Origin of the sequence: Novosphingobium sp. AAP1, from assembly GCF_001295765.1 — a bacterium.
GTDB lineage: Bacteria > Pseudomonadota > Alphaproteobacteria > Sphingomonadales > Sphingomonadaceae > Novosphingobium > Novosphingobium capsulatum.
In genome coordinates this window covers 1-25,908 of record NZ_LJHO01000019.1, presented here as the reverse complement: position 1 = coordinate 25,908, position 25,908 = coordinate 1, and the positions used below count along the sequence as shown (strand labels likewise).

Annotated in this window: 25 protein-coding genes; 10 read left to right on the top strand and 15 right to left on the bottom strand. The window is 65.1% G+C overall.

The features are described from left to right. Positions 1–6: 6 nt before the first annotated feature. Together tldD and IP65_RS19210 are read right to left on the bottom strand one after the other, a co-directional pair. The gene (gene tldD, locus IP65_RS19215) at positions 7–1,449 is read right to left on the bottom strand and encodes a metalloprotease TldD (RefSeq protein WP_054132710.1); all 1,443 of its coding nucleotides are present in this window, start codon (positions 1,447–1,449) and stop codon (positions 7–9) included. An 89-nt stretch (positions 1,450–1,538) separates the two neighbouring features. Further along, positions 1,539–1,760, bottom strand: a complete 222-nt coding sequence (locus tag IP65_RS19210; protein ID WP_022678140.1) for a zinc-finger domain-containing protein — start codon at positions 1,758–1,760, stop codon at positions 1,539–1,541. Between the two features lie 96 nt (positions 1,761–1,856). Here IP65_RS19210 and IP65_RS19205 point away from each other — a divergent pair, with 96 nt between their 5' ends. After that, positions 1,857–2,816 (top strand): ABC transporter ATP-binding protein, encoded by a 960-nt coding sequence (locus IP65_RS19205; protein WP_054132697.1) that lies wholly within the window; start codon positions 1,857–1,859, stop codon positions 2,814–2,816. Positions 2,817–2,906: 90 nt separating this feature from the next. On the opposite strand, the gene IP65_RS19200 is transcribed toward IP65_RS19205, so the two are convergent. After that, positions 2,907–3,134 carry a hypothetical protein gene (locus IP65_RS19200; protein WP_156306751.1) on the bottom strand — a complete coding sequence of 76 codons (228 nt, stop codon included), beginning with the start codon at positions 3,132–3,134 and terminating at the stop codon, positions 2,907–2,909. A gap of 187 nt (positions 3,135–3,321) precedes the next feature. On the opposite strand from IP65_RS19200, the gene nadB reads away from it, so the two are divergent. Continuing rightward, entirely contained in the window at positions 3,322–4,914 is a 1,593-nt protein-coding gene (nadB, locus tag IP65_RS19195; protein ID WP_022678137.1) for an L-aspartate oxidase, read from the top strand. 45 nt (positions 4,915–4,959) lie between these two features. Here the strand turns inward: nadB and IP65_RS19190 are convergent, their stop codons facing one another. Beyond that, complete coding sequence (locus IP65_RS19190) at positions 4,960–5,211, bottom strand: GlsB/YeaQ/YmgE family stress response membrane protein (RefSeq protein WP_022678136.1); 252 nt, start codon at positions 5,209–5,211, stop codon at positions 4,960–4,962. Positions 5,212–5,878: 667 nt separating this feature from the next. Here IP65_RS19190 and IP65_RS19185 point away from each other — a divergent pair. Together IP65_RS19185 and IP65_RS19180 are read left to right on the top strand one after the other, a co-directional pair. Further along, positions 5,879–7,963 (top strand): ribonucleoside-diphosphate reductase subunit alpha, encoded by a 2,085-nt coding sequence (locus IP65_RS19185; RefSeq protein WP_231627803.1) that lies wholly within the window; start codon positions 5,879–5,881, stop codon positions 7,961–7,963. A gap of 355 nt (positions 7,964–8,318) precedes the next feature. Next, positions 8,319–8,711, top strand: a complete 393-nt coding sequence (locus IP65_RS19180; protein ID WP_054132694.1) for a PepSY-associated TM helix domain-containing protein — start codon at positions 8,319–8,321, stop codon at positions 8,709–8,711. 128 nt (positions 8,712–8,839) lie between these two features. Here the strand turns inward: IP65_RS19180 and IP65_RS19175 are convergent, their stop codons facing one another. After that, positions 8,840–9,097 carry a DUF2171 domain-containing protein gene (locus IP65_RS19175; protein WP_054132693.1) on the bottom strand — a complete coding sequence of 86 codons (258 nt, stop codon included), beginning with the start codon at positions 9,095–9,097 and terminating at the stop codon, positions 8,840–8,842. 332 nt (positions 9,098–9,429) lie between these two features. On the opposite strand from IP65_RS19175, the gene IP65_RS19170 reads away from it, so the two are divergent. Beyond that, positions 9,430–10,485, top strand: coding sequence for a ribonucleotide-diphosphate reductase subunit beta (locus IP65_RS19170; RefSeq protein ID WP_054132692.1), 1,056 nt, complete (start codon positions 9,430–9,432; stop codon positions 10,483–10,485). A gap of 90 nt (positions 10,486–10,575) precedes the next feature. Here IP65_RS19170 and IP65_RS19165 read toward each other — a convergent pair whose 3' ends face one another. Then, positions 10,576–11,388, bottom strand: coding sequence for a MerR family transcriptional regulator (locus IP65_RS19165; RefSeq protein ID WP_054132691.1), 813 nt, complete (start codon positions 11,386–11,388; stop codon positions 10,576–10,578). Positions 11,389–11,568: 180 nt separating this feature from the next. On the opposite strand from IP65_RS19165, the gene IP65_RS19160 reads away from it, so the two are divergent. Then, entirely contained in the window at positions 11,569–12,762 is a 1,194-nt protein-coding gene (locus IP65_RS19160; RefSeq protein WP_054132690.1) for an acyltransferase, read from the top strand. 479 nt (positions 12,763–13,241) lie between these two features. Here IP65_RS19160 and IP65_RS19155 read toward each other — a convergent pair whose 3' ends face one another. The 5 genes from IP65_RS19155 to IP65_RS19135 all read right to left on the bottom strand — a co-directional run bounded on the left by IP65_RS19155 (position 13,242) and on the right by IP65_RS19135 (position 18,413). Continuing rightward, positions 13,242–13,622: a VOC family protein gene (locus tag IP65_RS19155; protein ID WP_197279289.1), complete on the bottom strand. Its 381-nt coding sequence runs from the start codon at positions 13,620–13,622 to the stop codon at positions 13,242–13,244. Positions 13,623–14,103: 481 nt separating this feature from the next. Next, on the bottom strand, positions 14,104–15,156 hold the full coding sequence (locus IP65_RS19150; RefSeq protein ID WP_156306749.1) for a winged helix DNA-binding protein: 1,053 nt from the start codon (positions 15,154–15,156) through the stop codon (positions 14,104–14,106). Between the two features lie 96 nt (positions 15,157–15,252). Continuing rightward, positions 15,253–15,801: a murein L,D-transpeptidase family protein gene (locus IP65_RS19145; RefSeq protein WP_082350265.1), complete on the bottom strand. Its 549-nt coding sequence runs from the start codon at positions 15,799–15,801 to the stop codon at positions 15,253–15,255. A 30-nt stretch (positions 15,802–15,831) separates the two neighbouring features. Continuing rightward, positions 15,832–17,121 (bottom strand): adenylosuccinate synthase, encoded by a 1,290-nt coding sequence (locus IP65_RS19140; RefSeq protein ID WP_054132689.1) that lies wholly within the window; start codon positions 17,119–17,121, stop codon positions 15,832–15,834. Between the two features lie 143 nt (positions 17,122–17,264). Then, complete coding sequence (locus tag IP65_RS19135) at positions 17,265–18,413, bottom strand: ATP phosphoribosyltransferase regulatory subunit (protein ID WP_054132688.1); 1,149 nt, start codon at positions 18,411–18,413, stop codon at positions 17,265–17,267. A 534-nt stretch (positions 18,414–18,947) separates the two neighbouring features. Between IP65_RS19135 and IP65_RS19130 the strand changes: the two genes are divergently transcribed. Both IP65_RS19130 and IP65_RS21780 read left to right on the top strand, forming a co-directional pair. Beyond that, positions 18,948–20,315, top strand: coding sequence for an HD-GYP domain-containing protein (locus tag IP65_RS19130; protein ID WP_054132687.1), 1,368 nt, complete (start codon positions 18,948–18,950; stop codon positions 20,313–20,315). A gap of 70 nt (positions 20,316–20,385) precedes the next feature. After that, positions 20,386–20,562: a hypothetical protein gene (locus IP65_RS21780; protein ID WP_166643354.1), complete on the top strand. Its 177-nt coding sequence runs from the start codon at positions 20,386–20,388 to the stop codon at positions 20,560–20,562. A gap of 4 nt (positions 20,563–20,566) precedes the next feature. On the opposite strand, the gene IP65_RS19125 is transcribed toward IP65_RS21780, so the two are convergent. The 4 genes from IP65_RS19125 to IP65_RS19110 form a co-directional block, all read right to left on the bottom strand. Beyond that, the gene (locus tag IP65_RS19125; protein WP_197279288.1) at positions 20,567–20,905 is read right to left on the bottom strand and encodes a hypothetical protein; all 339 of its coding nucleotides are present in this window, start codon (positions 20,903–20,905) and stop codon (positions 20,567–20,569) included. A gap of 77 nt (positions 20,906–20,982) precedes the next feature. Then, positions 20,983–21,330, bottom strand: coding sequence for a YigZ family protein (locus IP65_RS19120; RefSeq protein WP_054132686.1), 348 nt, complete (start codon positions 21,328–21,330; stop codon positions 20,983–20,985). A gap of 96 nt (positions 21,331–21,426) precedes the next feature. After that, positions 21,427–23,010, bottom strand: coding sequence for a phosphoglycerate dehydrogenase (gene serA, locus IP65_RS19115; protein WP_054132685.1), 1,584 nt, complete (start codon positions 23,008–23,010; stop codon positions 21,427–21,429). 199 nt (positions 23,011–23,209) lie between these two features. Beyond that, complete coding sequence (locus IP65_RS19110; protein ID WP_054132684.1) at positions 23,210–24,346, bottom strand: phosphoserine transaminase; 1,137 nt, start codon at positions 24,344–24,346, stop codon at positions 23,210–23,212. A 209-nt stretch (positions 24,347–24,555) separates the two neighbouring features. Between IP65_RS19110 and IP65_RS19105 the strand changes: the two genes are divergently transcribed. Both IP65_RS19105 and IP65_RS21505 read left to right on the top strand, forming a co-directional pair. Further along, complete coding sequence (locus tag IP65_RS19105; RefSeq protein WP_054132683.1) at positions 24,556–25,251, top strand: extensin family protein; 696 nt, start codon at positions 24,556–24,558, stop codon at positions 25,249–25,251. A 119-nt stretch (positions 25,252–25,370) separates the two neighbouring features. Further along, a partial coding sequence (locus IP65_RS21505; protein ID WP_156306747.1) for a hypothetical protein occupies positions 25,371–25,908 on the top strand: 538 nt, incomplete at its 3' end.

Here is a 25,908-nt window from a genome sequence, read left to right as displayed (position 1 = left end):
GGAAGGTCAGGCCGTGCCGCCCACGGTCAGCCCATCGACCAGCACAGTGGGCTGACCGACGCCGGCTGGCACGCTCTGCCCGCCCTTGCCACACACCCCGACGCCTTCGTCCAGCGCGAAATCGTTGCCGATCCCGGTCACCCGCGTCAGCACGGTGGGGCCATCGCCGATCAGCGTGGCGCCCTTGATCGGATCGCCCAGCTTGCCGTTCTTGACGCGATAGGCCTCGGTGCAGGTAAACACGAACTTGCCGCTGGTGATATCCACCTGGCCGCCACCGAACGACTTGGCAAAGATGCCGTCCTTGACGCGCGACAGCAGTTCGGCCGGATCATCGTTGCCGCCACGCATGAAAGTATTGGTCATGCGCGGCATCGGCGCGTGGGCATAGCTTTCGCGCCGGCCATTGCCGGTCGGCGCCACGCCCATCAGCCGCGCATTGAGCCGATCCTGGATATAGCCCTTGAGAATACCATCCTCGATCAGCACGTTTTCCTGGGTCGGCGTGCCTTCATCGTCGATCGAGAGCGACCCGCGCCGGCCCTGCCCGCCCAGGCCCAGCAGCGTGCCATCGTCCACCACCGTCACGCCGGGCGCGGCCACGCGCTGGCCGATTCGCCCGGAAAAGGCGCTGGTGCCCTTGCGGTTGAAATCACCTTCCAGGCCATGGCCGACCGCCTCGTGCAGCAGCACGCCGGGCCAGCCCGGGCCGACCAGCACGGTCATCTCGCCCGCCGGTGCGGCCACCGCGGAAAGATTGGTCAGCGCCTGGTGCAGCGCCTGGTCGATGCCGCGGTTCCAGGTTTCAGGCAGGAACAGATCGCCATAGAGCCGCCGCCCGCCGATCCCGAACGAGCCGGTTTCGCGGCGCCCATGCTCTTCGACCACGACCGACACGTTGAGCCGTACGAGCGGGCGCACATCATGCGCGACAAAGCCATCCGCGCGCACCACCTCGACCACCGACCATGAGCCGGAGAGCGAGGCAGAGACCTGCACCACGCGCGGATCGCGGGCGCGGGCGGCAGCATCGATCTGTTCGAGCAGGCGCACCTTGGCCTCGAACGGCACGCCATCGAGGGGCGAGGCATCGGTGTAGAGATGGCGGTTGTTGTGGCGCGGTGGCGGCGCGGGCTGGCCCTTGGCCGGATCGAGCAGCTTGAGCGTTTCGCCCGCCCGAGCGATCGCGGCGGCCGACACCTCGTTGGCATGGGCAAAGCCAGTCATCTCGCCCGAGACGCCGCGCAGGCCAAAGCCGGCGTCGCGCGAATAGTCAGCCGTCTTCAGCCGCCCGTCGTCAAAGCCAAAGCTTTCGCTGGCCACGAATTGCAGGAACAGCTCGCCATCATCGCACGCGCCCAGCGCGCCACGCACCAGGCGTTGCGCGTCATCGGGGGTGAGCAGGCCGGGGCGATAGAGCAGCGAGCGGGTGTCGGCAGAAAGCGTCATCCCGCCGATATAGGCACGCGCAAGGCCGCTGGCCAGCGGCGACCTGCCGGTGCGCCACAATTGGTGCGGCGCAACCGGTTAGCACCGGTTCAGGCGGCCTGCGTGGCGCCGGTGTCGGCCGGGCCGCCCTTGAGCACGAAGCGCTTGTCGCAATAGCCGCATTCGACATAGCCCTTCTCGTCGATCTCGAGCCACACGCGCGGGTGGCCAAGAGCGGAAGGCTTGAATGCGCCGGTCGTGCGGATGCCGCTCGACCCGTCGCAGCTGACGCGGGTGGCATCGGTGAAGATCGTTTCGGGAGGCTGGATCATGCCCCGCCGCCTAGCAAATGCCACCGCGCCGCACAATTGCCGTTTTGCCCCATTGAAGCCTTTACCTTGCGCGCGACTGGGGGCAGGAAGCGCGGCATGAACGCCCCCGCCTCCATCCCCGAAACCGCCGCCGAACCCGCCATCCGCATCCGCGACCTGGTCAAGCGCTATGCCGCAACCGGCAAGGCGCCGGCCAAGCTCGCGCTCGAAGGCGTCAGCTTCGATGTGCCGCGCGGGGAAATCTTCGGCCTGCTCGGCCCCAATGGCGCGGGCAAGTCCACGCTGATCAACACGCTGGCGGGCCTGGTGCTGAAAACCTCGGGCACGGTGGAAATCTGGGGCCACGATATCGATGCCGACCGGCGCAATGCCAAGGCGGCGATCGGCATTGTGCCGCAGGAAATCGTGTTCGACCCGTTCTTCACGCCGATCGAAGTGCTCGATATCCAGGCCGGCCTCTATGGCGTGCCCAAGCACTTGCGCCGCTCGATGGAACTGCTGCGCGCGGTGCACCTGGCCGACAAGGCCAAGGCCTATTCCCGCTCGCTGTCGGGCGGCATGAAGCGCCGCCTGTTGATTGCCAAGGCCATGGTCCACACCCCGCCCGTGCTGGTGCTGGACGAACCGACCGCCGGGGTGGACGTGGAACTGCGCCGCCAGCTGTGGGAACTGGTGGGTGAACTCAATGCCGGCGGCGTGACCGTGGTCTTGACCACGCACTACCTGGAAGAAGCCGAGCAGCTGTGCGACCGCATCGCGATCATCAACCACGGCCGGTTGATCACCAACAAGCCGACGCGCGAACTGGTTGGCATGGCACGGGAAAAGGTCGTGGTGCTGACGCTGGACAAGCCGCTGGCACAGGCGCCGCAGCATCCCGCCTTCATCAAGGCGACCCTTAACGAAAGACAGGTGGAAATCACCTATGACAAGGACCGCAGCAACGCGGGCGAAGTCATGGCCCTGGTCCAGGCCATGGGCGTGCAGATCCTCGACGTATCGACCCGCGAGGCCGATCTGGAAGACGTGTTCGTGAGCCTGACCGCCGGCGCCTGAGAAGCCGCCGCAGCGCCATGTGCGCCCAGCAAAAAGGGGGTGCAGCCACTGTGGCCGCGCCCCCTTTTTTGCATCGGGAAAACCCCGTCGTTACTGGGCCTCGGCGCCCTTTTCGTCCAGCGCTGGCGCCCGCATGGCGCGCCAGCCGCCGCCTTGCCGACGATAGATCCGCTTACCGCAATCGACACATTCGGAATTGTAGTTGAAGCCATCCCATGCGACTTTATCCCGCTGTGGGCGATGGCGGTTGAACAGGCACAGGACACGACCGAACATCATTTTCCACCTGACTCCGAAGGCACTTTTCAGATGCCGCATTCTTAACATTCCATCTGATGAAAATGAAGCGAAATTATAAGATTTCTATATCTTAAGTTATATATCTCCCGTCCAGGCTTGCTATCGGCACGGCCCACCGAGCGGCAAATCCCTTTCCAAACCCTGCACGCACAGGCAAAGAGGCGCGCGTGAGCACCAAGACCCCCCTTTCTCGCACGGCCCGGCCATGAGCGGGCACGACGTTCTCATTATCGGCTCGGGCGCAGCCGGGCTTACCGCCGCGCTGGTTCTGGCCGAACGCTGCCGCGTCATGGTACTGGCCAAGGGCCGACTCGACGGGGGGTCAACCGCGTGGGCCCAGGGTGGCATTGCCGCCGTACTGGACGAAGGTGACACTTTCGAGGATCACGTGCGCGACACGATGATCGCGGGATGTGGCCTCAACCGGCGGGAAACCGTGGAATACGTGGTGGAGCATGCGCCCGAGGCGATTGCCCGCTTGGGCGAAATCGGCGTGCCGTTCAACGAAGAGGCCGGCAGCCTGCACCTGACCCGCGAAGGCGGCCATTCGCACCGCCGCATCGTCCATGTCGATGATGCCACCGGCGCGGCCGTGCAGCAGGCGCTGATCCGCGCGGCGATGGCGCACCCCAATATCACGCTCAAGCCCGACATGGTGGCGATCGACCTGGTCACCGACCGGCATCGCGCCCACCCCAAGGGCGATCGCCGCGTGTGGGGCTGCTATGCCCTCAACACCGCCAGCGGCAAGGTCGAATGCCTGACCGCACGCGCCACGATCCTGGCAACCGGCGGCGCCGGGCGCACCTATCTGTTCAGCACGGCCCCGCGCGGGGCAACTGGCGATGGCATTGCCATGGCCTGGCGCGCCGGATGCCGCGTGTCCAACATGGAATTCATGCAGTTCCACCCCACCTGCCTTTACAATCTGGAGGTCAAGAACTTCCTGATCACCGAGGCGGTGCGCGGCGAAGGTGGGCACCTCAAGATCCCGCCCGGCTTCCCCGGCGGTGGCGAGCGCTTCATGCCGCGCTTCGACCCGCGCGAGGAACTGGCCCCGCGCGACGTGGTGGCCCGCGCCATCGACCACGAGATCAAGCGACTGGGGCTGGACTATGTCCATCTCGACATCAGCCACAAGGATCCCGAATTCGTCCGCGGCCACTTCCCCAACATCTATGAGCGGCTGCTGGGCCTGGGCATCGACATGACGCGCGAGCCGATCCCGGTGGTGCCGGCGCAGCACTACACCTGCGGCGGCGTGCTGGTGGACCTGTCCGGGCGCACCGATCTCACCGGGCTCTATGCCGTCGGCGAATGCTCGGAAAGTGGGCTGCACGGCGCCAACCGTCTGGCATCGAACAGCCTGCTCGAATGCTTCGTGTTCGGCGATGCTGCCGCGCGCAACATTCTCGATTGCTGGGACGAGTTTTCACCCCCGCCCGAAGTGCGCGGCTGGGACGAAAGCCGCGTGGCCGATTCCGACGAAGATGTGGTGATCAAGCAGAACTGGACCGAGCTGCGCCGGTTCATGTGGAACTACGTGGGCATCGTGCGCACCAACAAGCGCCTGGAACGCGCCGCCCACCGCATTGCCCTGCTGCAGAGCGAGATCAACGAATACTATGGCAATGTGCGCGTCACGGCCGATCTGATCGAGTTGCGCAACCTGCTCCAGGCGGCAGACCTGATCGTGCAGAGCGCGCGGGCGCGGCGCGAGAGCCGCGGACTGCATTACAACCAGGATTTCCCCCAGGCGCAGCCCGCCGCGCGCGAGACCATCCTGGTGCCAGGCTGACCGGCGGCGGGACCCCTGCCCGGCCCCGCCATCGTCAAGCCGCTATTACCAGAAGTGGCGGCCCAGATAGATCAACAGCATCGCGCCCAGCACCGAGGCGAGGCAACCGGCGCGGTTGAACCCTTCGCTCACGCTCCCGCGTCCCGCCAGGCTCGATGCTAGGCCGGCCACCAGCGCGCCGCCGATGCCCAGCGCGATCGTACGGGCAAGGCCAATCTCCACTGCGCCGGGATAGAGAAAGCGGGCGGCAATGCCGACCAGCAGCCCCGACAGCAGCATCGAAAGGATATCGCGCATTACTCGTTCCTCCTGTGCGAAGGCGCCGCGCCAGGCAGCGGCGTGCCGCCCAGCCCTCGGCTCCTCCACTTGGTACACCCCCTATGGGTAGTGCGGCTGGGGATATCGTGCCAGTGCCTCTGGACATCGTATTTTCCACAGCAAAGCCAGCGGGTACGAAAAATATTTCGGACCCGTCATTTTTCCCTTGAAGCCTTGGAAAGCCCGCGCGTCGCTGCACTGCAGCATGAGTGGGGCAGCGACGAAGCGAATCGTACTTGCGACGAATCGCGTAGCCCTTGAGGGCATGTGCCACTTGCCTGCCAGACCCGGTTCAAGCACTATGGGTTGTGGTCGTGGCCACGGAGGGCAACCAAACCTAGTTATATGTCAGGATGCACCCCATATAGGGTGCATGTGGCTCGTCCACCGTGGCGGAGCCTTTGACGTTGCTTGGGTTTTCGGCGTCGCGGCATGGCAGACAGGGATTTTGTTCCCTTTCTGTTTTAATTTATGGCATGATCGCGGGCGCGTTGAGTCGTCTCTCGTTCTGCCACCGAAGCCAGGCTGCAAGGGCCAGCACATGCTGGATCGCGCGGCCATTGGCAGTGTCAGCAATATCCGGTCCGTCACTCGCGGCGGGCCTCGTGCAAACGGGGAATGGAACGTGAATTTCAGGACCGGGGAAATGAACGATGGAACGGCTGTGATGGCGCAGGACGAACTGGGACTGGAAGGTGGCCTGGCCACCCTCGAACGCGACGCCCTCCGCGAAAGCAGCGCCACGCCGGAGACCCCGGCAACCGCAACCAAGGCCACGCGCAAGGCTGCGCAACCGGCGGAAGCAAAGGCAGTGGACATGCAGGCAGACGACAAGGGTAGCGCGGATCTGGTTTCAGCCGCGGCCGCGATCATGGCCAGCGCGACGAGCGATGCCGCAAAGGCCCAGCCAATCGATTCCAAGTCGGTCAACCCGCGCCGCTTTACCATCGTCACCGATGCCGCGCGCGACGCCAAGCTGACGATCTTCGGCAAGGACACGCTCGACGATCGCTATCTGCTGCCCGGTGAAACCTATCAGGATCTGTTCGCGCGCGTGGCCGATGCCTATGCCGACGACCAGGACCACGCCCAGCGGCTCTATGACTACATCTCCAAGCTGTGGTTCATGCCCGCCACGCCCGTGCTGTCGAACGGCGGCACTGGCCGCGGCCTGCCGATCTCGTGCTATCTCAACTCGGTGGAAGACAGCCTGGAAGGCATCGTCAAGACCTGGAACGAGAACGTCTGGCTCGCCTCGCGCGGGGGCGGCATCGGCACCTATTGGGGCAACGTGCGCGGGATCGGCGAAAATGTCGGCCTCAACGGCAAGACCAGCGGGATCATCCCCTTCGTCCGCGTGATGGACAGCCTGACTCTGGCGATCAGCCAGGGCTCGCTGCGCCGTGGCTCGGCCGCGTGCTATCTCGACATCTCGCACCCCGAGATCGAGGAATTCCTCGAAATCCGCAAGTCTTCGGGCGATTTCAACCGCAAGGCGCTGAACCTGCACCACGGCGTGCTGCTCACCGACGAGTTCATGGAAGCCGTGCGGGATGGCGCCGAATTCGCGCTGCGGAGCCCCAAGGACAAGTCGGTGCGCGGCAAGGTCGATGCCCGCTCGCTGTTCCAGAAGCTGGTCGAAGTGCGCCTGGCCACCGGCGAACCCTATATCGTGTTCTCCGACACCGTGAACCGCATGATGCCCAAGCATCACCGCGATCTGGGGCTGAAGGTTTCCACCTCGAACCTCTGCTCGGAAATCACGCTGCCCACCGGCATCGATCACCTGGGCAACGATCGCACCGCGGTGTGCTGCCTCTCCTCGCTCAACCTGGAAACCTGGGACGAGTGGCAGGGTGACAAGCACTTCGTGGAAGACGTGCTGCGCTTCCTCGACAACGTGCTGCAGGACTTCATCGACCGCGCGCCCGACGAGATGGCCCGCGCCAAATATTCCGCCGCGCGCGAGCGTTCGGTCGGCATGGGCGTGATGGGCTTCCACTCGTTCCTGCAGAAGAAGGGCATTGCCTTCGAATCCGCCATGGCCAAGGCGTGGAACCTCAAGATGTTCCGCCACATCGCCGCCAAGGCCGACGAAGCCTCGCTGCTGCTCGCCCAGGAACGCGGGCCTTGCCCCGACGCGGCCGACATGGGCGTGATGCAGCGCTTCTCGTGCAAGATGGCGATCGCGCCCACCGCGTCGATCTCGATCATCTGCGGCGGTACCTCGGCCTGCATCGAGCCGATCCCGGCCAATATCTACACGCACAAGACGCTGTCGGGCTCGTTCGTGGTGAAGAACCCGTACCTGGAAAAGCTGCTGCGCGAAAAGTCCAAGGATTCCACCAATGTGTGGAACTCGATCCTGGAACGCGGCGGCTCGGTCCAGCACCTCGAATTCCTCTCGGCCGACGAGAAGGCGGTGTACAAGACCAGCTTCGAAATCGACCAGCGCTGGCTGCTCGAATTCTCGGCCGACCGCACGCCCTATATCGACCAGGCGCAGTCGCTGAACCTCTATATCCCGGCCGATGTCGACAAGTGGGACTTGCTCATGCTCCACTTCCAGGCTTGGGAAAAGGGCATCAAGTCGCTCTATTACCTGCGCTCCAAGTCGGTGCAGCGCGCCGGCTTCGCTGGCGGGGTCGAGGCAGACAACACCGCCGAAGCACGCCGGATCGAGCTTGACGTCAAGCAGACCGATTACGAGGAATGCCTGGCCTGCCAATAAGTGCTTGCCAATAAGGCCCAACCGCTGACCGCCTGGCGATAGGTATTTATCGATCGAGGCGCTTCACCGAGGCCATTTGGGAAACGAGGGGGCGATCGGCCAGCATGGCACGATCGCCCCTTCCGGCCCCACCCAGCGGTCCCACCCGCCGGATTCGCGCCATTCGCTATCCTGCCCGTGATCGTTACCCAGTGAGCGTCACCCATGCCGGAACACGCCAAGACCCTGCCGATGTTACAGATGGCGACATTTCGCTGCTTGCCCCGGCCGGCAACACACCGTCACAAGGCGGCACGGCCCGGCGATGCCAATGCCGGTATCGGCAGCGGGCCACAGGACCATAGGGGATCGTTCAATGCGCAAGTGGCACCGCTGGATTTCGGTGTTTTTCGGAGTCTTCCTGTTGTGGATCGCCGTGACGGGCACGCTCAGCCAGGTTGTTCCGCTGCTCAGCGGCGGGGACGGCGACCGGCCGGCCAAAACCATGGCGGATGCAACCCCGGCCAAGCCGGCGTTCGTCTGCCCGCCGGACTATATGTGCCGGCCCAAGCCCAAGCGCGGCAAGTCGATCGTCGGGTTGCTGCACCATCTGCATTCGGGCGAAAGCTTTGGGCCGGTCGGGGTGCTGATCAGCACGCTGTCGGGCTTTGCGATGATCTTCTTCAGCTTTTCGGGGCTGTGGATGTACATTCAGATGTGGCGCAACCGCAAGAATCGCAGCCTCAAGCCGGGCTGGTTCTGGAACTAGGCGACCAAGGAAAAAGCGCCTCGCCACTTACGACGTGGAGCGAGGCGCCTTCCGGTCGCCAGGGACGACCTAGCCGCGAAGGGGACGCGGCTTTTCGAGGAACTTCAGCCTATATGGGAAGCGGAAACCTACTTTTCCTCTTCCTCAAAGGTCAGGGCGACGTCGGCGTTGGCCGAAAGACGGACCGTGTCGCCCTCGACTCCGGCCACCAGACCGAGCGACAGGTAGTGGTGGTGCCCTTCGTGGGCGCCGCTCTTGGCCTTGGTCAGCTTGATGCGATGTCCATCGACATGATCGACCGTGCCAACCGGGGCACCGTCTGCGCCGATGACGGCCATGTGCTCGCGAATCTGGCTTGCGATGGGATTGCTGTCGTTGCCGGTCATGCCCAGCCTCCTGCATTGTGTGGTGGTATGAGGGATGCGGGCCTTGTTCGCCCGTCTGCCCCTGTGCCCACAATGCCGCGCCGGGCCGGCCGTTCCCGGCATTATACCCTGCGATCGCATGCCGCGCCCGAATGGGCAGACACCGCAGGTTGGCGCAAGCCGGAATGCGCCCGTCGTGCCGCGCAGTGCCGCCGCGCCGGCGCCCCGCCGCTTCGTTCGGGCCGATGGCGAAACCGCCCTGGCCCCTTGCCCATGCCCATGCCCTCCAGGCCGGCTTTCCTTGCCGCCTGAAACAGCCCATATTCTTTCGAATTCCAACAGGATTGCCACCCATGTCCCTTCTTGAAGCCCGCAAGACCTACAAGCCCTTCGAATATCCCTGGGCCTATGAATACTGGAAGCGTCAGCAACAGATTCACTGGATGCCGGAAGAAGTGCCGCTGGGCGAGGATTGCCGCGACTGGGCGCAGAAGCTGTCGGACCACGAGCGCAACCTGCTGACGCAGATCTTCCGCTTCTTCACCCAGGCCGACGTGGAAGTGCAGGATTGCTACCACGAAAAGTATGGCCGGGTGTTCAAGCCCACCGAAGTGAAGATGATGCTGGCTTCGTTCTCCAACATGGAAACGATCCACATCGCGGCCTATTCGCACCTGCTCGACACGATCGGCATGCCGGAAAGCGAATACGGCATGTTCCTCGAATACGCCGAAATGAAGGACAAGCATGATTACATGCAGAACTTCGGCGTAGACAGCGACGAAGACATTGCCCGCACCCTGGCGATGTTCGGCGGCTTCACCGAAGGCCTGCAACTGTTCGCCTCGTTCGCAATGCTGATGAACTTCCCGCGCTTCAACAAGATGAAGGGCATGGGCCAGATCGTCTCGTGGTCGGTGCGCGATGAATCGCTGCACTGCGAAGGCATCACCCGCCTGTTCAAGGAATTCTGCAACGAGCGCCAGTGCCTGACCAAGGCGGTGAAGGAAGACATCCTCGATTGCTGCCAGAAGACCGTGCGCCTGGAAGATGCTTTCATCGATCTGGCGTTCGAGCAGGGCCCCGTTCCGGGGATGAGCCCCAAGGAAATCAAGCGCTACATCCGCTACATCGCCGATTGGCGCCTGGGCCAGTTGGGCTTTGATCCGATCTACATGATCGAGGAACACCCGCTGCCCTGGCTGACCCCGCTGCTCAACGGGGTGGAGCACGCCAACTTCTTCGAAACGCGCGCCACCGAATATTCCAAGGCGGCCACGCGCGGCAACTGGAACGACGTGTGGTCGAACTTCGACAACCGCCGCAACGCCAAGGCGGCCAACACGGTTGAAGAACCGACCGAAGAAGACGTCGACATGTTCGGCGCGGCCGGCATCGCCGCCGAATAAGGCCCCGAACAGGGCGTAGGCCTCAGGCCAACGAGAGCCTCGTCCCGTGCGCCGTGCACGGGGCGAGGCTCTTGCGCATGGAGCGGCTGATCAGGCAGGCGGCGCCATGAACGCGGGCAAGGGGCCGATATCCTTGCCCGCCTGGCGTGCGGCCGCAGCCGCAGCGGCGATGAAATCCCAGACCGGCTTGCTGAAGCCGGGATCGGCCTCGCCCTGCCAGTTGTCCATGTCGGCATAAAGGCGGCTCGCCCCTTCCCACATCATCGGGCTGGCCTGGCGCGTGAACGGTTCGAGCAACGCCAGCCATTCGCGCACCAGCGCCAATGCAGCATCGCTGGCCGGATCAAGTGGCAACTTGGCCGCGATGCGCCGCCCCAGTGCCTGCCACTGCGCCTGATAGGCTGCTTGGTCAAACGGGGCCGCCCCGGGCATCGCCGCCTGCCAGTGAGACTGCTCTTCTGCCGTATAGTAGCGATCGAGCACCGCTTTCCACGCCTGTTGTCCATCTGTCATCATCGTATCTCCGTTGCGGATCAGCGAGCAGAGCGTCGCGGCATCGAGCGGCTCGCCTCGGCCGACGCGGGACAATGCGGAATCGATCAGCGTCAAAGCCTCGGTGATCTCAGCGGCCTGCTGCGCTAGGCGCACGCGCTGCGCCGACAGCAGGGCGGCCAGATCGATCGGCTTGCGATCGAACAGGCGCTTGATCTCAGCGAGGCTCAACCCGGCTTTCTTCAACGCCACGATGCGGTGGATGCGCTCAAGATCGGCCGGCCCATACCAGCGCCGCCCGGATTGGGTGCGCAGCGGCGCCAAGAGCCCGCGCGCCTCGTAAAAGCGCAAGGCGCGGGCGGTCAGCCCGGTACGGCGGACCACGTCATCGATGGCAAGCGAATCATCCATGACCGCGATCTAGCGGTTGACCCTGCGTCAACATCAACCCCTTGGCGCGCGGCGCCACGGCAATGGCTCGGTTTCCGATCCACCACGCGTTGCGATGCCGATGCAAAACCACGATCCCATGCCACACCCGGCGCGCCGCAACCTGGCTGCCCGGAAGCGGACGCAAGGGGGCGCTGGCAGATGACAGATGGCACGCGCGCTGGCGCGGCGGATCTCGGCGAAAGCCTGCACGGCGCAAGCCAGCACGGCGCAAGCCAGCATGTCGCACAGCGGTTTGGCCTGCTCGATGCCTTGCGCGGCGTGGCGGCGCTGGTCGTGCTGGCCTATCACCTGGTGCAGCAGCACAGCCTTTCGGCCCTGCCCCATGCCGGGCTGGCAGTCGACTTCTTCTACACGCTGTCGGGCTTCGTCATCGCCTTTGCCTATGACGCGCAGGTGCGCGACGGGCGACTGTCGCGGGCCGGCTTTGCCCGGGCGCGGGCGCGGCGGCTCTATCCCCTGCTGGCGCTGGGCACGGTCATGGGCTTCGGCGTGTTTCTGGGCGCGGTGTTCCTGCGCCACAGCGTGTCCTTGCGCGATGCCTTTCTCGCGCTGGGCTTTGCCCTCGCCCTGCTGCCCTGCCCGTTGTTTCCACAATGGCCCACTGCCTTTCCGCTCAACATGGCGGCATGGTCCCTCGCGTTCGAAGCTTATGTGAACCTGGCCTATGCCCTTATCGCCCGCTTCCTGTCGCAGCGGGTGCTGCTGGCGCTGGTCGGCCTGGGCGCCGTGCTGGTGGTGACAGACATCGCCCATTTCGGCCGCCTGATGGGCGGCACGGACAAAGCCGATTTCGCGTTTGGCGCGGCGCGGGTGGTCTATCCGTTCTTTGCCGGCATCCTGATCTTCCGCTGGCGCCGCGAACCCGCGCGCCGCCGCCCCGTGCTCGCTATTGCCCTGTGCACCGGCCTTGCCGCCGCGCTGCTCATCGTCCCGGAACGCATGATCGGCCTCGATCCGGCGATCTATGACGGCGCATTGGCGCTGATCGGCTTTCCCCTGCTGGTCTGGCTGGCTGCCGCCGTGCCGCTCGACGGCCGCGTGGCGCGCGCGGCGCACTGGCTCGGTCTGCTCAGCTATCCGATCTATATCCTGCAAGGCCCGGTGCTGCGCCTCGGCGTGGAACTGGGCCGGCACGCGCCGCTGCCCGCCGCAGCCCTCGCCCTGGTGCAAGCAGTGGCCGTCATAGCCGTCGCCTGGGCCGCCAACCGCTGGTTCGATGCACCGGTCCAGGCCTGGCTACGCCGCGCCGAACGCCGCCGCCACACCAAGACGGCGCCGGCGGACCAAGGCCAAGCTCCATTTGCGCGCGCCTTGCGCTCATCCCGGACTTGATTTGCACACGGGGCCGTGTTGCCAGGGCATGAATGCGCGACGCCGGCGGTTGGGGCGTCTGCTACCGTTTTACCCATGCCCTAGGGTGTGTGGGGATTGAGCCGATGGCGGGCTGCGAACGGTCGCTTTTCGCGCTTCCGGTTCACGTACCAAAAGTACGCTGCGCTCCGGGCCCTGAAAATCCGCCATTCTCGCGCCACCCTGGCCTAAATCCCCACAGACCCTAGCTTGCCGCCGTCAGGTTTGGCGCGTCTGCGCGAAATAGCCATCATCTGCCGCTGGTAATCGGGGAGGCAGTTTGCGATCACCACCAGTCGTTCACGATTGCCAGATCGAACGTCTGGATGCGTCTGAGCCGGCCATGCCACCTTGCCGAAAAGCCGATGGCGGCGTGTCGCGCGCGGGCCGGGACAGGGCTGCCCGGCCCTGCGGAGCGCCTAATCGCTCGCTGGGCCGGCGCAGATACGGATGCGAAAACGTTATCCGGGGATGTGAATCCCACAAAGCTTGTTGCCGTCTGGATCGCGCACATACGTCAGGTGGATAGTCCCCATCGCGGACGCTCGCGGACCAGGGGCGTCTTCGATTGACGTTCCGCCGTTGGCCACCGCGACGTCATGAAATTGTTGAACTTGCTCGGGCGAATTGCACGAGAATGCGACGGTGGCCCCGTTCGCGACGGTGGCGGGCTCATCGTTGATCGGCTGGGTGACGATGAAGTTGGTTCCGCCCTGGTTCGGGTAGAAAAGGCGCGTATGTCCGCTTCCCGCGATGTTGATCATCGGCTCTGGCACGCCGAGAACACCCAAAACCGCGTCATAGAACCGCCGCGAGCGCTCAATGTCGTTGGAGCCTACCATTGTGTGGAACAGCAATTTCTCTCTCCGCATAGCTGATAGAAGGCTTGTGGAGGCGATGCGGGATCGGAGCAAGCGGCGAGTGCGCTGTCAGGCGATTTAGCAAGCCGAGCCGGTCGCGCTCAGCGGCCAGCGGGGGAATTTCAGGATATCAGATGTTTAGCGAGAGCTGCTGCTGTTCGAAACGTTACGTCGCAACGGTAGAAAAGCATCGATCGTTCATGCCATCATCCAGTATTCATTGATCACATTTCGCAATATCATGCGGGAGGCAGCGCGGTTGCAGCTGCCATGTGCGCCGACGCGACTAGGCGGCGTGAACAACACTGTTTTACGCATAAAGTGGGGCAAACTGTCACGTACTCGTCAGGTTCTCGGCAAAGCGCCGAAACGTGCCTTTGTCACTGAACACTGGTGTGCGGCTGGCGCCCGGGAGGCATGCCCCAGCCGCCATCGCAACACCGCGCGACGAACGCGGGCGGGATCAGACCAGCGCGTTGGCCGATGAGCCGAGTTCGGCGAAGTAGCGGGCCATGGCATCGGCGGCCTTATCGGTAAGGGTGATGAAGGCGCGGCGGCGGTCGGTTTCGTCGTCTACGCGCTGGAGCAGGCCGGCGTCGGTCATCTGGCCGATCCAGCGCAGCGCGGTGGTGGGGGGCACGCCCGAGGCGATGCACAGCGAGGTGACCGAGACGCGCACGTGCTCCACACGGGCGGCGGTCAGATCGAGCAGCATGTCCCACGCCGGATCGGCGAACAGGTCGCCCTCGAAAAAGCGGGCGCGCAGCTGGCGTTGGCGGATGATCTTGCGCACCAGGCGCGGATCGGGCAGCGGCGGGCGGGCGGTGCGCACCAGGCGGTCGGTGCCGTCGTCGAGCTTGGCCGGACCGGCTTCCCCACCCTCTCCGTTGAAACGGAAGGCGGAGGCGCTTTCCACGTCAGCCGCGTTGCCGGGCGAGAGCTGTTCGAGCCGGGCGGCGATGTTGGTGACCTGCTCGGTGAGGCGCAGCAGAGTGAGGCGGTCTTCCTCTCCCAGTTCGCGCACGCGGTTGCCGGTGCGGGCGAGCACGCGACCCATGGCGATCACCCGCTCGGCCCGGCTGGGGGTGACCAGGATCTGCGCTTCTGACTGGTCAAGGCAGCCAAAGACATCATCGAGCGAGCCGATGCTGGTGGATACCACCAGTTGCGAACCGCTTTGCGCCGCGCAGCTATCGAGCCGGGACAGCGCTGCCAGTTCCAGCCCGTCGATCACCGGGCAATCGACCAGCACGAGATCACCCAACCCCGGGGCGGCCGCATCGGATACCAGCCGTTCAAGATCGCTGGTCTGCGCCACGCGCAGGCCCGCGGCGGCGGCATCTTCGGCCATTTCGGCGCGCAGATAGCCACGGTCGGCAAAGATCGACACCGCAAGCGGCTGAACCCCGCGCCCTTCCCCGGCTCCCCAGCCGAAAGAACGCTCTTGCACCCGGTCGCCCGTTGCCCCGCTTTCGCCGGAAAACCCATAGTCAAAACGCGCCGCAGCCTGCCCCATTGTCCCCACTCCGTAAAATCGCGTATGCGAACACTTGCGGAACAAAGCGGGATCAGGTCAACGCCAGATGCCTCGGTTTTGGAGCGAGAAAGTCCCTCAGGGCACGATATCTATGGGCGTTCCATCGCCAACGCGCTGCCAGATTTCCTCGATTTCGGAGTTTTTGAGCGCGATGCAGCCTTCGGTCCAATCGCCCGGCGCGCGCAATGGGCCAAAGCCGTTGGGCTGGCCATGCAGAAAGATCTGCCCACCCGGCGCGCGGCCGGCCGCCGCGGCATAGGCGCGGTCGGCGGCATCGGGATAGGAGATGTGCAGCGAGAGATGATAGGCGCTCGCCGGATTGCCGTGGTCGATGGTGTAGTGCCCCTCGGGCGTGCGCCCATCGCCCTCGAAATGCTTGGGTCCGGTTGGCGCCGGACCAAGCTGGATATCCGTGAACACCCGCAAGGGGCGCCCTTCCGCATCGAGCAGGATAACGCGCCGCGCGGCCTTTTCCACGCGCACCCGCGCCACCTCTGCTCCGCTATCGCCCACCTCGGCAGCAACCGCCTGCGCCCGCGCGGGCATTTCATGCAAGAGCGGCGGCAAGGCCCACAGGCCCGCCGCCGCACATGCCAATGCCAAGAGGGCGATGGAGCGGCGCATGACGCCATCCTATCGCTCCGGCCAGCGCGATCAATCCACGAAGGGATCGCGTACGAGGATGGTATCCTCACGCTCGGGCGAGGTGCTGACCAGCGCCACGGGCGTTTCGATCAGTTCCTGCACGCGCTGGATATACTTGATCGCCTGGGCGGGCAGATCGGCCCACGAACGGGCGCCGGCGGTGGTTTCCTGCCAGCCGTCCATTTCCTCGTAGATCGGCTCGACATTGGCCTGGTCGGCAGCGTGGCTGGGGAAATAGTCCAGCACCTTGCCATTGAGGCGATAGCCGATGCAGATCTTCACCTTGTCGAAGCCGTCGAGCACATCGAGCTTGGTCAGCGCGATGCCGGTGACGCCCGAAATGGCGCAGGACTGGCGGGTGAGCACTGCGTCGAACCAGCCGCAGCGGCGCTTGCGCCCGGTGACGGTGCCGAATTCGTGGCCGCGTTCGCCCAGGCGCTGGCCCACGTCATCGGCCAGTTCGGTTGGGAACGGACCGGAGCCGACGCGGGTGGTATAGGCCTTGACGATGCCCAGCACGAAGCCGGTGGACGCCGGGCCCAGGCCCGAACCCGACGCCGCCGTGCCCGACACGGTGTTGGACGAAGTCACGAACGGATAGGTGCCATGGTCGACATCGAGCAGCACGCCCTGCGCGCCTTCGAACAGGATGCGCGCGCCGGCCTTGCGCACGGCATTGAGGCGCTTCCACACCGGCTGCGCGAACTGCAGCACGTAAGGCGCGATGTCCTTCAGCTCTGCCAGCAAGGCGGCGCGATCGACCGGCGGCTGGCCGAACCCGGCGCGCAGCGCATCGTGGTGGGCGCAGAGACGATCGAGCTGGGCATCGAGCGCGTCGAGATGCGCAAGATCGCACACGCGGATGGCGCGGCGGCCAACCTTGTCTTCATAGGCCGGGCCAATGCCGCGGCCGGTGGTGCCGATCTTGCCGGCGCCGGCGGCCGCCTCGCGCAGGCCATCGAGATCGCGGTGCAAGGGCAGGATCAGCGGGCAATTGTCGGCAATGGCGAAATTGTCGGCGTTGATTTCCACGCCTTGCGCGGTGAGCTTCTCGATCTCGGCCTTGAGCGCCCAGGGATCGAGCACCACGCCGTTGCCGATGATCGACAGCGTGCCGGTGACGATGCCCGAGGGCAGCAGCGAGAGCTTGTAGACCTGTTCGCCCACCACCAGGGTGTGGCCGGCGTTGTGGCCGCCCTGGAACCGCACGACCGCATCGGCGCGGCTGGCCAGCCAGTCAACGATCTTGCCCTTGCCTTCATCACCCCACTGGGCGCCGATCACGGTTACATTTGCCACAGATACACTCCTCCACCTGCCAGGTGGACCCGAACAGCGCCCTTCGACAGGACTCGGCGCAGCGGGTGGGTTGGGCGCGATGACGCGCAGGATGTGTGCGGGGGGCGCACTAGTGGCACCGCCCCGCCAGAGTCAAGGGCCTGTCACGCCGCCGCAATGGCGACCGGGCCATCTGCCACCAGAACGTGGGTGCAGCCCAGGGCCGCGGGTTCGTCGCCGGCGTCGAGTGCGGCGACGGTGCGCCAGCCGATAGCGCGCAGCCGCGCGGCCGCCGTGCGATCGTGGCCCAGCGGCAGGAACAGCTTTTCGGCCGGCGCTTCGGCACTGGCGATCAGATCAATCAGCGCATCGGGATAGAGCGAAAAGCCGGTTGCCACCTCGCCCGCGCCGCCATCGGGCGCGGCGATGCGATAGGTGCCGCCCCGCCCCAGCGCGCCGCGCACGCCATCGGCATAGAGCACGAAGCCGAACCATGACTGGTATTCAAAGCCATGGCGTTCGGACGGATCGAGCGTCAGGCGGGCACGCCCATCGAGCCGCGCAGCGATCCCGCGCAGCGCAGCGATGCGCCCGGCAAGCGCGCCACCGGCATCGATCGCCGCCAGCTTTTCGATCGCAGTGTCGAAATCGCCGGTGGCATAGAGCAGCGGCACATAGGCCTGCCCACCGGCATCGACGAGGCCGCCGGCATCCTTGGTATCGAGTTCGCGCCGCACGGCGTCGATCTGCCCGGGGGCGAGGGGCAAGGCCTTGTCCGCCAGGGTATCAACCAGATCGGGCAGGGTAAAATCGACGCTGACGCCGGTGGCGCCGGCGGCCTGCAGCGCCTCGATCGCCACGGCGACCACTTCGGCGGCGGCGGCGACGTTGTCCGCCCCGATCACTTCAGCGCCGCACTGCAGCTTTTCGCGCGCGGGATCGAGCCCGTCGCCCTTGATGGTGACGACCTGCCCGGCATAGCACAGGCGCAGCGGGCGCGGCGCGGCGGCCAGGCGGGTGCCAGCGATGCGGCCGATCTGCGGGGTGATATCACTGCGCAACGCCATCATCCGCAGCGATTGCGGATCGACGAAGCGGAACATGCGGCGCGAACTGATCCCGGCCATGCGGCTGGCGAGCGAGCGTTCGAACTCGATCATCGGCGGGAGCACGCGGTCATAGCCATGGCCTTCCATCACGCCATGGATCGTGCGCATCACGCGCGTGGCGGCGGCCGCCGCGCGCGGCAGGCGGTCTTCCAGGCCTTCGGGAAGCAGATCGGCGGGCAGGAGATCGGGATCGCGGGTGTCCATGGCCCGGGCCTTTAGCGGCATTGGCCTGCGCCGGGTAGGGAAAAAGCCACGCCCCGCGCCTGTCCCGCCTCCAGCCCCACGAATAAGGCGGTGGGCACGCTTGGATGGGCCGGTGGCAAGCTGAGCGCCACGCCTCACGTACCGCATGACGGCAACGTGATTCAGGCGGCAGGTGCCGCCGCGGGCGATATCATTACAGCGCAACGCGATCACCGATCTGGAAATACGCTACGACCTGCTCGATAGCTATTCGGACCTGGTGCAGGCGAACCTGCGCGCTCACCTGCCCGCGCACCCGCGGCGGGGTGGCATTTCCATTCTTTTCGCCATTCGGGTTCAACGGGCGCTTTCTTCACACCCGTATCAGCGTGAACTGGTAAATTCGAGCAAATACAATTGGAACCCGGGGGGGCGGCCGAAAACGGCCATCCCTCTTTCTGTGCGGCATCGCCCGAATGGGCACAGACACGGCAACGCGACCTTAACGCGAATCATGTCACCAATTTGGAGACAAAAAAGAACAGGGGTCGTCCGATGCGCCATGCTTTCGCGCAAGAATTCGCGTGCGCCACGCCAGCCGTGGCCACGACATCGCTGAGCGAGATCCTCGGCGCATTCTCCTATGCGCTCGATCTGACCGAGGGGCAGCCGGCCGGCCATTCGCTGCGCGCGTGCTGGATCGCCAGCCAGATCGCCGTGGCGCTGGGCCTGTCGCCGGCAGATCGGCGCACCATCTATTATGCCACGCTGCTCAAGGATCTGGGCTGTTCCAGCAATGCCGCGCGCATTGCCCAGCTCTATCTGGCCGACGATCGCGCGTTCAAGCAGGCGTTCAAGCTGATCGGCCAGGGCCTGGGCCCGACGCTGGGCTTTGTCTTTCGCCGCACGGGCGCGGGCGAGCCCTTGCCAGCGCGCATGCGCGCGATCGCCACGATCCTGCGCGATGGCAGCCGCATCGCCACCGACCTGATCCAGACCCGCTGCACCCGTGGCGCCACAATCGCGCGGCAACTGCGCTTTCCCGAAAGCGTCGCTGGTGCCATTGCCGCCCTGGACGAACACTGGGATGGCGGTGGCAAGCCGCTGGGCCTGGCCGGACACGCCATTCCCCTGCCCGCGCGGCTCGCCCTGCTGGCGCAGATCGCCGATGTGTTCCAGATGGCCGCCGGGCCCGAGGCGGCGCTGGCCGAAGTGCGGGCGCGGCGCGGCACCTGGCTCGATCCCGAACTGGTCGATGCGTTCGTAGCGGTCAGCGCCAGTCCCGGATTCTGGAGCGATTGCAACGATCCCGCGCTGGAACTGCATGTCCAGGCGATGGAGCCGGTCGAAGCCCGTGTCACGGTGGACGAAGCCTATCTCGACGATATCGCCGATGCCTTTGGCGCGGTGATCGACGCCAAGAGCCCCTATACCGGCGGCCATTCCTGCCGGGTGGGCCGCTATGCCACGGCGCTCGGGCGTGCGGTGGGCGTGGCTGAAACCGAGTTGGGCGCGCTGCGCCGGGCCGCCGTCCTGCATGACGTTGGCAAACTGGCCGTGTCGAGCCGCGTGCTGGAAAAGCCAGGCAAGCTTGACGATGGGGAATGGGTGGAGATGCGCAGCCATGCCAGCCACACCACCGCCATCCTCTCGCGCATCGGCCCGTTGCGCGACATGGCCGCCATTGCCGGCGCGCATCACGAACGGCTGGATGGCAAGGGCTATCCACTCGGTCTGAACCAGAGCCTGATCGCCACCGAGGCGCGGATCATCAGTGTGGCCGATTTCTATGACGCGCTCACCGCCGATCGCCCCTATCGCGCCGCCATGCCGGTGGACCGCGCCCTGGCGGTCATGGAAGCCGAAGTGGGCAAGGCGATCGATGGCGCTTGCTTTGAAGCCCTGCGCGCGATGGTCGCCTGACCGCGCAGCCCGCCGCCCCGGTAAAGGCGGCTCAGGCAAAGTTCATGATGGGCAAGGCACGGGGCAAGCCATGGTTGCGATCGGTTGCCTTGCCCTGTTGATCTTCCCCATTCTCGGCCTGATCGCCGGGGGACTCTACGCCGGGCGCAGTGGCGCAGAGTGGGGCGCCGCCACAGGCCTTGCCCTGGCGATGGCGCTTAGCGGGGCCATGGGCTGGGCTCTGGTCAAGGCAGCACGCCAGCGCTGAACGTTCAGCGCGAAAGGCGGCGCAGGTTGGCGCGCACCTTGCGTCGATAGGTCTGCACCACGCGTCGTGCTTCCCCATGCGGCGTTGGCAGGGCTTTTCCCGCCAGCAGTGCGCGCGAGGGGGCCAGCGCCAAATCCCACCACACCTGGCCCAGCGTTTCCACCTTTTCCGTCACCATGCGCTGGCTTTCAGACGCTGCGCGCGGATCGGCCAGCGCCAGCAGCCACATCCGCCGCGCAATGACCAGGGCCGCCTCGCTGCCCAGCATCATCTGCTGGTTCCACAAGGGGAGCATCGGCGCCAGCCAGGCGGCAGGCGACGGAACGGTAGTGGTGCTGGTCATGCAGTGTCCTTGATCGGCGTGTGACAGGTAAACGGCCGGCGGCGTGCAAAGGTCCGGGGCACGTGATGCGCCCTCGATCACAGGCTGTCCAGATAGGCCCGCACTGCCGTCTGCACATGGCGGAAACGATCACCGCCCAAATGCTTTCCGCCATACCAGCGCGTCACGATCACCAGATGATCGCGCAGTCCCTCGCGCTCCAGCATGCGCAGGATCACCATGCCCGCCCCGCTTTCGCCATCGTCCTGCTTGATCGGCCCGGCCGCGCACAGCAGGCCCCAGGTATTGTGCGTGGCCTTCGCGAATTTCTTGATGGTCTTGAGCTGCTCCACCAAGGCGCGCGCCTCTTCCGCCGAACCACAGGGCGCGCCGGACACGGCATATTTCGAACCGCGATCGGAGACGATGTTGTCGAGCGTGCGCATGGCTGCGGACCTGACGCAAAAAGGGCGGCGCCGCAAGGCACCGCCCTTTCCTGCCTTTCAGGCCTTGGCCCGCGCGCGGCGGGCCGCCCAAAGCAATTAGAACTTGAGCGCCTTGATCAGGCGCACGCCCCGGATTTCGCGCGCCTGGGCGAGAACGGTTTCGCTGACCGGGCTATCGACCGAGAGCAGCAGCACCGCTTCGCCACCGGCTTCGCGGCGGCCGAGGTGGAACGTACCGATATTGATGCCGGCGGTGCCGAGCAGCGTCCCGATCGAGCCGATGAAACCCGGCGCGTCGGTGTTGACGATATAGAGCATGTCGCCGTCGAGATCGGCTTCGATGCCGATGCCGAAGATTTCCACCAGGCGCGGCTGGCCGTTGCCGAACAGCGTGCCGGCCACCGAGCGGTCACCCTGGCTGGTCGAGACGGTGACGCGCACCAGGGTGCGGTATTCGCCTTCGCGATCATGGCGCACTTCGCGCACGTCAAGCCCGCGTTCCTTGGCCAGGAACGGCGCGTTGACCATGTTCACGGTGTCGGAATACTGCTTCATCACGCCGGTGAGCACGGCTGCGGTGATCGGCTTCTGGTTGAGCTGGGCAGCAGCGCCTTCCACCTCGATGGCGATCTTGGCGAGGTTGTCGTGCGCCAGCTGGCCCACCAGGGTGCCGAGCTTTTCCGCCAGCGCCATGTAGGGCTTGAGCTTGGGCGCTTCCTCGGCCGAGAGCGAAGGCATGTTGAGCGCGTTGGTGACGCCGCCGGTGACCAGGAAATCGGCCATCTGTTCGGCCACCTGCAGCGCCACGTTGACCTGGGCTTCGGTGGTCGAAGCGCCCAGGTGCGGGGTGCAGATGAAGTTGGGCGTGCCGAACAGCGGGCTGTCCTTGGCCGGCTCGGTTTCGAACACGTCGAGCGCGGCGCCGGCGACATGGCCGGAATCGAGCAGTTCCTTCAGCGCCTTTTCATCGACCAGGCCACCGCGCGCGCAGTTGACGATGCGCACGCCCTTCTTGGTCTTGGCCAGGTTTTCGGCCGAGAGGATGTTGCGCGTCTGGTCGGTCAGCGGGGTGTGCAGCGTGATGAAGTCTGCCTTGGCCAGCAGGGTATCGAGGTCAGCCTTTTCCACGCCCATTTCCACCGCACGCTCGGGCGTGAGGAACGGGTCGAAGGCAACGACCTTCATCTTGAGGCCGAGCGCGCGGCTGGCAACGATCGAGCCGATGTTGCCCGCGCCGATCAGGCCGAGGGTCTTGCCGGTCACTTCCACGCCCATGAAGCGGTTCTTTTCCCACTTGCCGGCCTGGGTCGAAAGATCGGCCTCGGGCAGCTGGCGGGCAAGCGCGAACATCAGGGCGATGGCGTGTTCGGCCGTGGTGATCGAATTGCCGAACGGGGTGTTCATCACCACCACGCCCTTGGCCGACGCAGCCGGAATATCGACGTTGTCGACGCCGATCCCGGCGCGGCCGACAACCTTGAGGTTGGTCGCAGCTTCCAGGATTTCCTTGGTCACCTTGGTCGACGAACGGATCGCCAGGCCATCGTACTGGCCGATGATCGCCTTCAATTCTTCGGGCGTCTTGCCGGTGATCACGTCAACGTCGCAGCCGCGCTCTTCAAAAATGCGGGCAGCGTTGGGGTCCATCTTGTCGGAAATCAGAACCTTGGGCTTGGTCATGGTCTTTGCTCCATGGGGTGCGCCAGATGACACGGCGCATGCCGGGAATGCCGGCAGGAATGGGGATTGGCTGTTTCATTCTTCCGTCATGCCGGACTTGATCCGGCATCCCGCTTCTTGAGCGTAGTGCTGTCGCAAAAGGACAGCGGGACCCCGGATCAAGTCCGGGGTGACGCGAGAATGTTGATCCGCTGGAAAATCAGGCTTCGGCAGTGGCCGTCAGCTGGGCATAGGCCCAGTCGAGCCAGGGGCCGAGCGCTTCGACATCGGCGGTGTCCACCGTGGCGCCGCACCAGATGCGCAGGCCAGCGGGGGCATCGCGATAGCCCGCGATGTCAAAGGCGGCGCCTTCCTTTTCGAGCAGGCCGGCAAACTTCTTGATGAAGTCAGCGTCAGCCCCTTCGACGGTCAGGCACACCGAGGTGCGCGAGCGGATGCCGCTATCGACTGCGAGATGGCCGAGCCAGCTGCGTTCGGCAACGATCTTGTCCAGCGCATGGGCGTTGGCCGTGCAGCGCGCCTTGAGGCCGTCGAGACCACCGACCGACTTGGCCCATTCCAGCGCGAAGATCGCGTCTTCCACCGCCAGCATCGAAGGCGTGTTGATGGTTTCGCCCTTGAACACGCCTTCGGCAAGCTTGCCCTTGGAAACCAGGCGGAACACCTTGGGCAGCGGCCAGGCCGGCGTATAGGTTTCGAGGCGTTCGACCGCACGGGGGCCGAGGATCAGTACGCCGTGCGCGCCTTCACCGCCCAGCACCTTCTGCCACGAGAAGGTCGCCACGTCGATCTTGTCCCATGGAATGTCATAGGCAAAGACCGCGCTGGTCGCATCGGCAAAGGTCAGGCCTTCGCGATTGTCAGGGATCCATTCGCCATCGGGCACGCGCACGCCGCTGGTGGTGCCGTTCCAGGTGAACAGCACGTCATCGGCGAAATCGACCTTGGACAGATCAGGCAGCTGGCCGTAATCGGCGCGGAGCACGGTGGGCTCCAGCTTCAATTGCTTGACCGCGTCGGTAACCCAGCCTTCGCCAAAGCTTTCCCAGGCCAGCGTGGTCACGCCGCGGGCGCCCAGCATGGTCCACATCGCCATTTCGAACGCGCCGGTATCGGAACCGGGCACGATGCCGATGCGGTGGGTGGCAGGCAGTTGCAGCACGTCGCGCATCAGGTCGATGGCGAGTTGGAGGCGCGCCTTGCCGATCTTGGCACGGTGCGAGCGACCCAGCGATTCGGTGGCGAGTTTGTCCAGAGAATACCCCGGCGGCTTGGCGCACGGACCCGAGGAAAAGAAAGGACGCGCCGGCTTTGCGGCGGGAATACCAACAGTCATGTAGACTCTCCTCACAGAGAGCACGCGCGGCGTTGGGACCGCGTGGCCCGGCGCCGCTTCTAAGGACGCCAGCCGGGTTGTCAATCGACCCTGCAAAAAATGCTGCGCCGGCATGCTGCTGCGCGGTTCGTCGCAAAAACTGCGGCAACGCGCATCTGCGGGCTTTCCATTTACCCTGCAGTAACCAAGACTGCGTCAGGCTTAACCTTATGGCACGACGCGTTCTTCTTGCCTGGGCCATGCTGCCGGTGGTTACCCTCGCCGGCTGTGTCGATGCCCCACGCGGCCCACGCCGGCCCGCCCGCTCGGTTTCGGCGCGCATGGTCTCGCACCCGGTCGTCCAGCCCGTGCCAAGCTCGGTCGCCACGCGCGCCTGCATGGTTTCGCTGCGCCAGAACGCGATCGGCTATGTGCCGGTACCCGATCAGTATTATGGCGCCGGGTGCAGCACACTCGGCAGCGTGCGCCTGGCCTATCTGCGCAGCGACAGCACGCAACTGGGCCTGGCCAATGCCGGGCCCGTGACGTGCCAACTGGCCAGCGCCCTGCAAGGCTGGGCACGGTTTGGCGTGGACCGCGCCGCACAACAGATTCTGGGCAGCCCGCTGGTCAAGATTGAGACGATGGGCAGCTACAACTGCCGCAACGTGGCCGGCACCGCGCGCCGCTCCGCGCACGCCACCGCCAACGCCATCGACATTTCCGGCTTCCTGCTGGCCGATGGCCGCCGCGTCACCGTACTGCGCGACTGGCGCGACGAAGACCCCCAAATCCGCGCCTTTCTGCGCGCCATCCACACCAGCGCATGCAAGCGCTTCAACACCGTACTCAGCCCCGATTACAACGCGGCGCACCGCGATCACCTGCATCTGGAAGTAGGGAGTGGGCGGCCGCTGTGTGGGTGAGATGGCGGATTGGGCTTTGTGCTGTTCGGACGGGGCAGTTATTGGGTAGTTTGGGAAGAATACGGCTCTTCGCGACACGGTGCTATTGCGGTGGCCTCTAACCCTGCCAACCAGCTCAGATGAAGCGGGCGCTCTGGCCCTGGATAAAGCGTGACGCATTTACAATTGCGGCGCTTTTTGCGCTTATCGCAATCAGTTCAGCTCTAGTCCTCTTGTGGGAAGAGCATCGGCTCGCTCAATTCAACCGAACCCACCTGCGGCCGTTGCTATTTGATGCAAGCAATCCGGTGTTGACCGACGCTCACGCCTTGCTGGCGCGATTGCAGAATCCCAAAGCGGCAAGCAGTCTTCAGTTTGCTGCTATGCCGTCGTTCGGCAAGAGATGGTTCGCAATATCGCTTTCTGAGACAGGCCCAGGAAGCATTGGAGAAGTGATCATCACAACACCAGCGGGTCAGGTTCTGCGGAAAGATACATTCGTCGTGCCCGGAGACGATTTGGCTTCGTTCCTGCGGCAATGGGATGAGATCACTGATGGGTATTCAGGCGAAGGACGAATTCTTACCGATGGAAATCCATTAGCATTTGAGCGGCGGCGCGATGGGGCAATAAGCTCGGGAGAAGGGAACTCACCCTGTCATTACGACGTGTTAGGCG

Bases quoted from the DNA above. Each gene is read 5' to 3' on its own strand.
- tldD (WP_054132710.1), bottom strand. From the start codon at position 1,449: ATGACGCTTTCTGCCGACACCCGCTCGCTGCTCTATCGCCCCGGCCTG.
- IP65_RS19210 (WP_022678140.1), bottom strand. From the start codon at position 1,760: ATGATCCAGCCTCCCGAAACGATCTTCACCGATGCCACCCGCGTCAGC.
- IP65_RS19205 (WP_054132697.1), top strand. From the start codon at position 1,857: ATGAACGCCCCCGCCTCCATCCCCGAAACCGCCGCCGAACCCGCCATC.
- IP65_RS19200 (WP_156306751.1), bottom strand. From the start codon at position 3,134: ATGCGGCATCTGAAAAGTGCCTTCGGAGTCAGGTGGAAAATGATGTTC.
- nadB (WP_022678137.1), top strand. From the start codon at position 3,322: ATGAGCGGGCACGACGTTCTCATTATCGGCTCGGGCGCAGCCGGGCTT.
- IP65_RS19190 (WP_022678136.1), bottom strand. From the start codon at position 5,211: ATGCGCGATATCCTTTCGATGCTGCTGTCGGGGCTGCTGGTCGGCATT.
- IP65_RS19185 (WP_231627803.1), top strand. From the start codon at position 5,879: ATGAACGATGGAACGGCTGTGATGGCGCAGGACGAACTGGGACTGGAA.
- IP65_RS19180 (WP_054132694.1), top strand. From the start codon at position 8,319: ATGCGCAAGTGGCACCGCTGGATTTCGGTGTTTTTCGGAGTCTTCCTG.
- IP65_RS19175 (WP_054132693.1), bottom strand. From the start codon at position 9,097: ATGACCGGCAACGACAGCAATCCCATCGCAAGCCAGATTCGCGAGCAC.
- IP65_RS19170 (WP_054132692.1), top strand. From the start codon at position 9,430: ATGTCCCTTCTTGAAGCCCGCAAGACCTACAAGCCCTTCGAATATCCC.
- IP65_RS19165 (WP_054132691.1), bottom strand. From the start codon at position 11,388: ATGGATGATTCGCTTGCCATCGATGACGTGGTCCGCCGTACCGGGCTG.
- IP65_RS19160 (WP_054132690.1), top strand. From the start codon at position 11,569: ATGACAGATGGCACGCGCGCTGGCGCGGCGGATCTCGGCGAAAGCCTG.
- IP65_RS19155 (WP_197279289.1), bottom strand. From the start codon at position 13,622: ATGGTAGGCTCCAACGACATTGAGCGCTCGCGGCGGTTCTATGACGCG.
- IP65_RS19150 (WP_156306749.1), bottom strand. From the start codon at position 15,156: ATGGGGCAGGCTGCGGCGCGTTTTGACTATGGGTTTTCCGGCGAAAGC.
- IP65_RS19145 (WP_082350265.1), bottom strand. From the start codon at position 15,801: ATGCGCCGCTCCATCGCCCTCTTGGCATTGGCATGTGCGGCGGCGGGC.
- IP65_RS19135 (WP_054132688.1), bottom strand. From the start codon at position 18,413: ATGGACACCCGCGATCCCGATCTCCTGCCCGCCGATCTGCTTCCCGAA.
- IP65_RS19130 (WP_054132687.1), top strand. From the start codon at position 18,948: ATGCGCCATGCTTTCGCGCAAGAATTCGCGTGCGCCACGCCAGCCGTG.
- IP65_RS21780 (WP_166643354.1), top strand. From the start codon at position 20,386: ATGGTTGCGATCGGTTGCCTTGCCCTGTTGATCTTCCCCATTCTCGGC.
- IP65_RS19125 (WP_197279288.1), bottom strand. From the start codon at position 20,905: ATGACCAGCACCACTACCGTTCCGTCGCCTGCCGCCTGGCTGGCGCCG.
- IP65_RS19120 (WP_054132686.1), bottom strand. From the start codon at position 21,330: ATGCGCACGCTCGACAACATCGTCTCCGATCGCGGTTCGAAATATGCC.
- serA (WP_054132685.1), bottom strand. From the start codon at position 23,010: ATGACCAAGCCCAAGGTTCTGATTTCCGACAAGATGGACCCCAACGCT.
- IP65_RS19110 (WP_054132684.1), bottom strand. From the start codon at position 24,346: ATGACTGTTGGTATTCCCGCCGCAAAGCCGGCGCGTCCTTTCTTTTCC.
- IP65_RS19105 (WP_054132683.1), top strand. From the start codon at position 24,556: ATGGCACGACGCGTTCTTCTTGCCTGGGCCATGCTGCCGGTGGTTACC.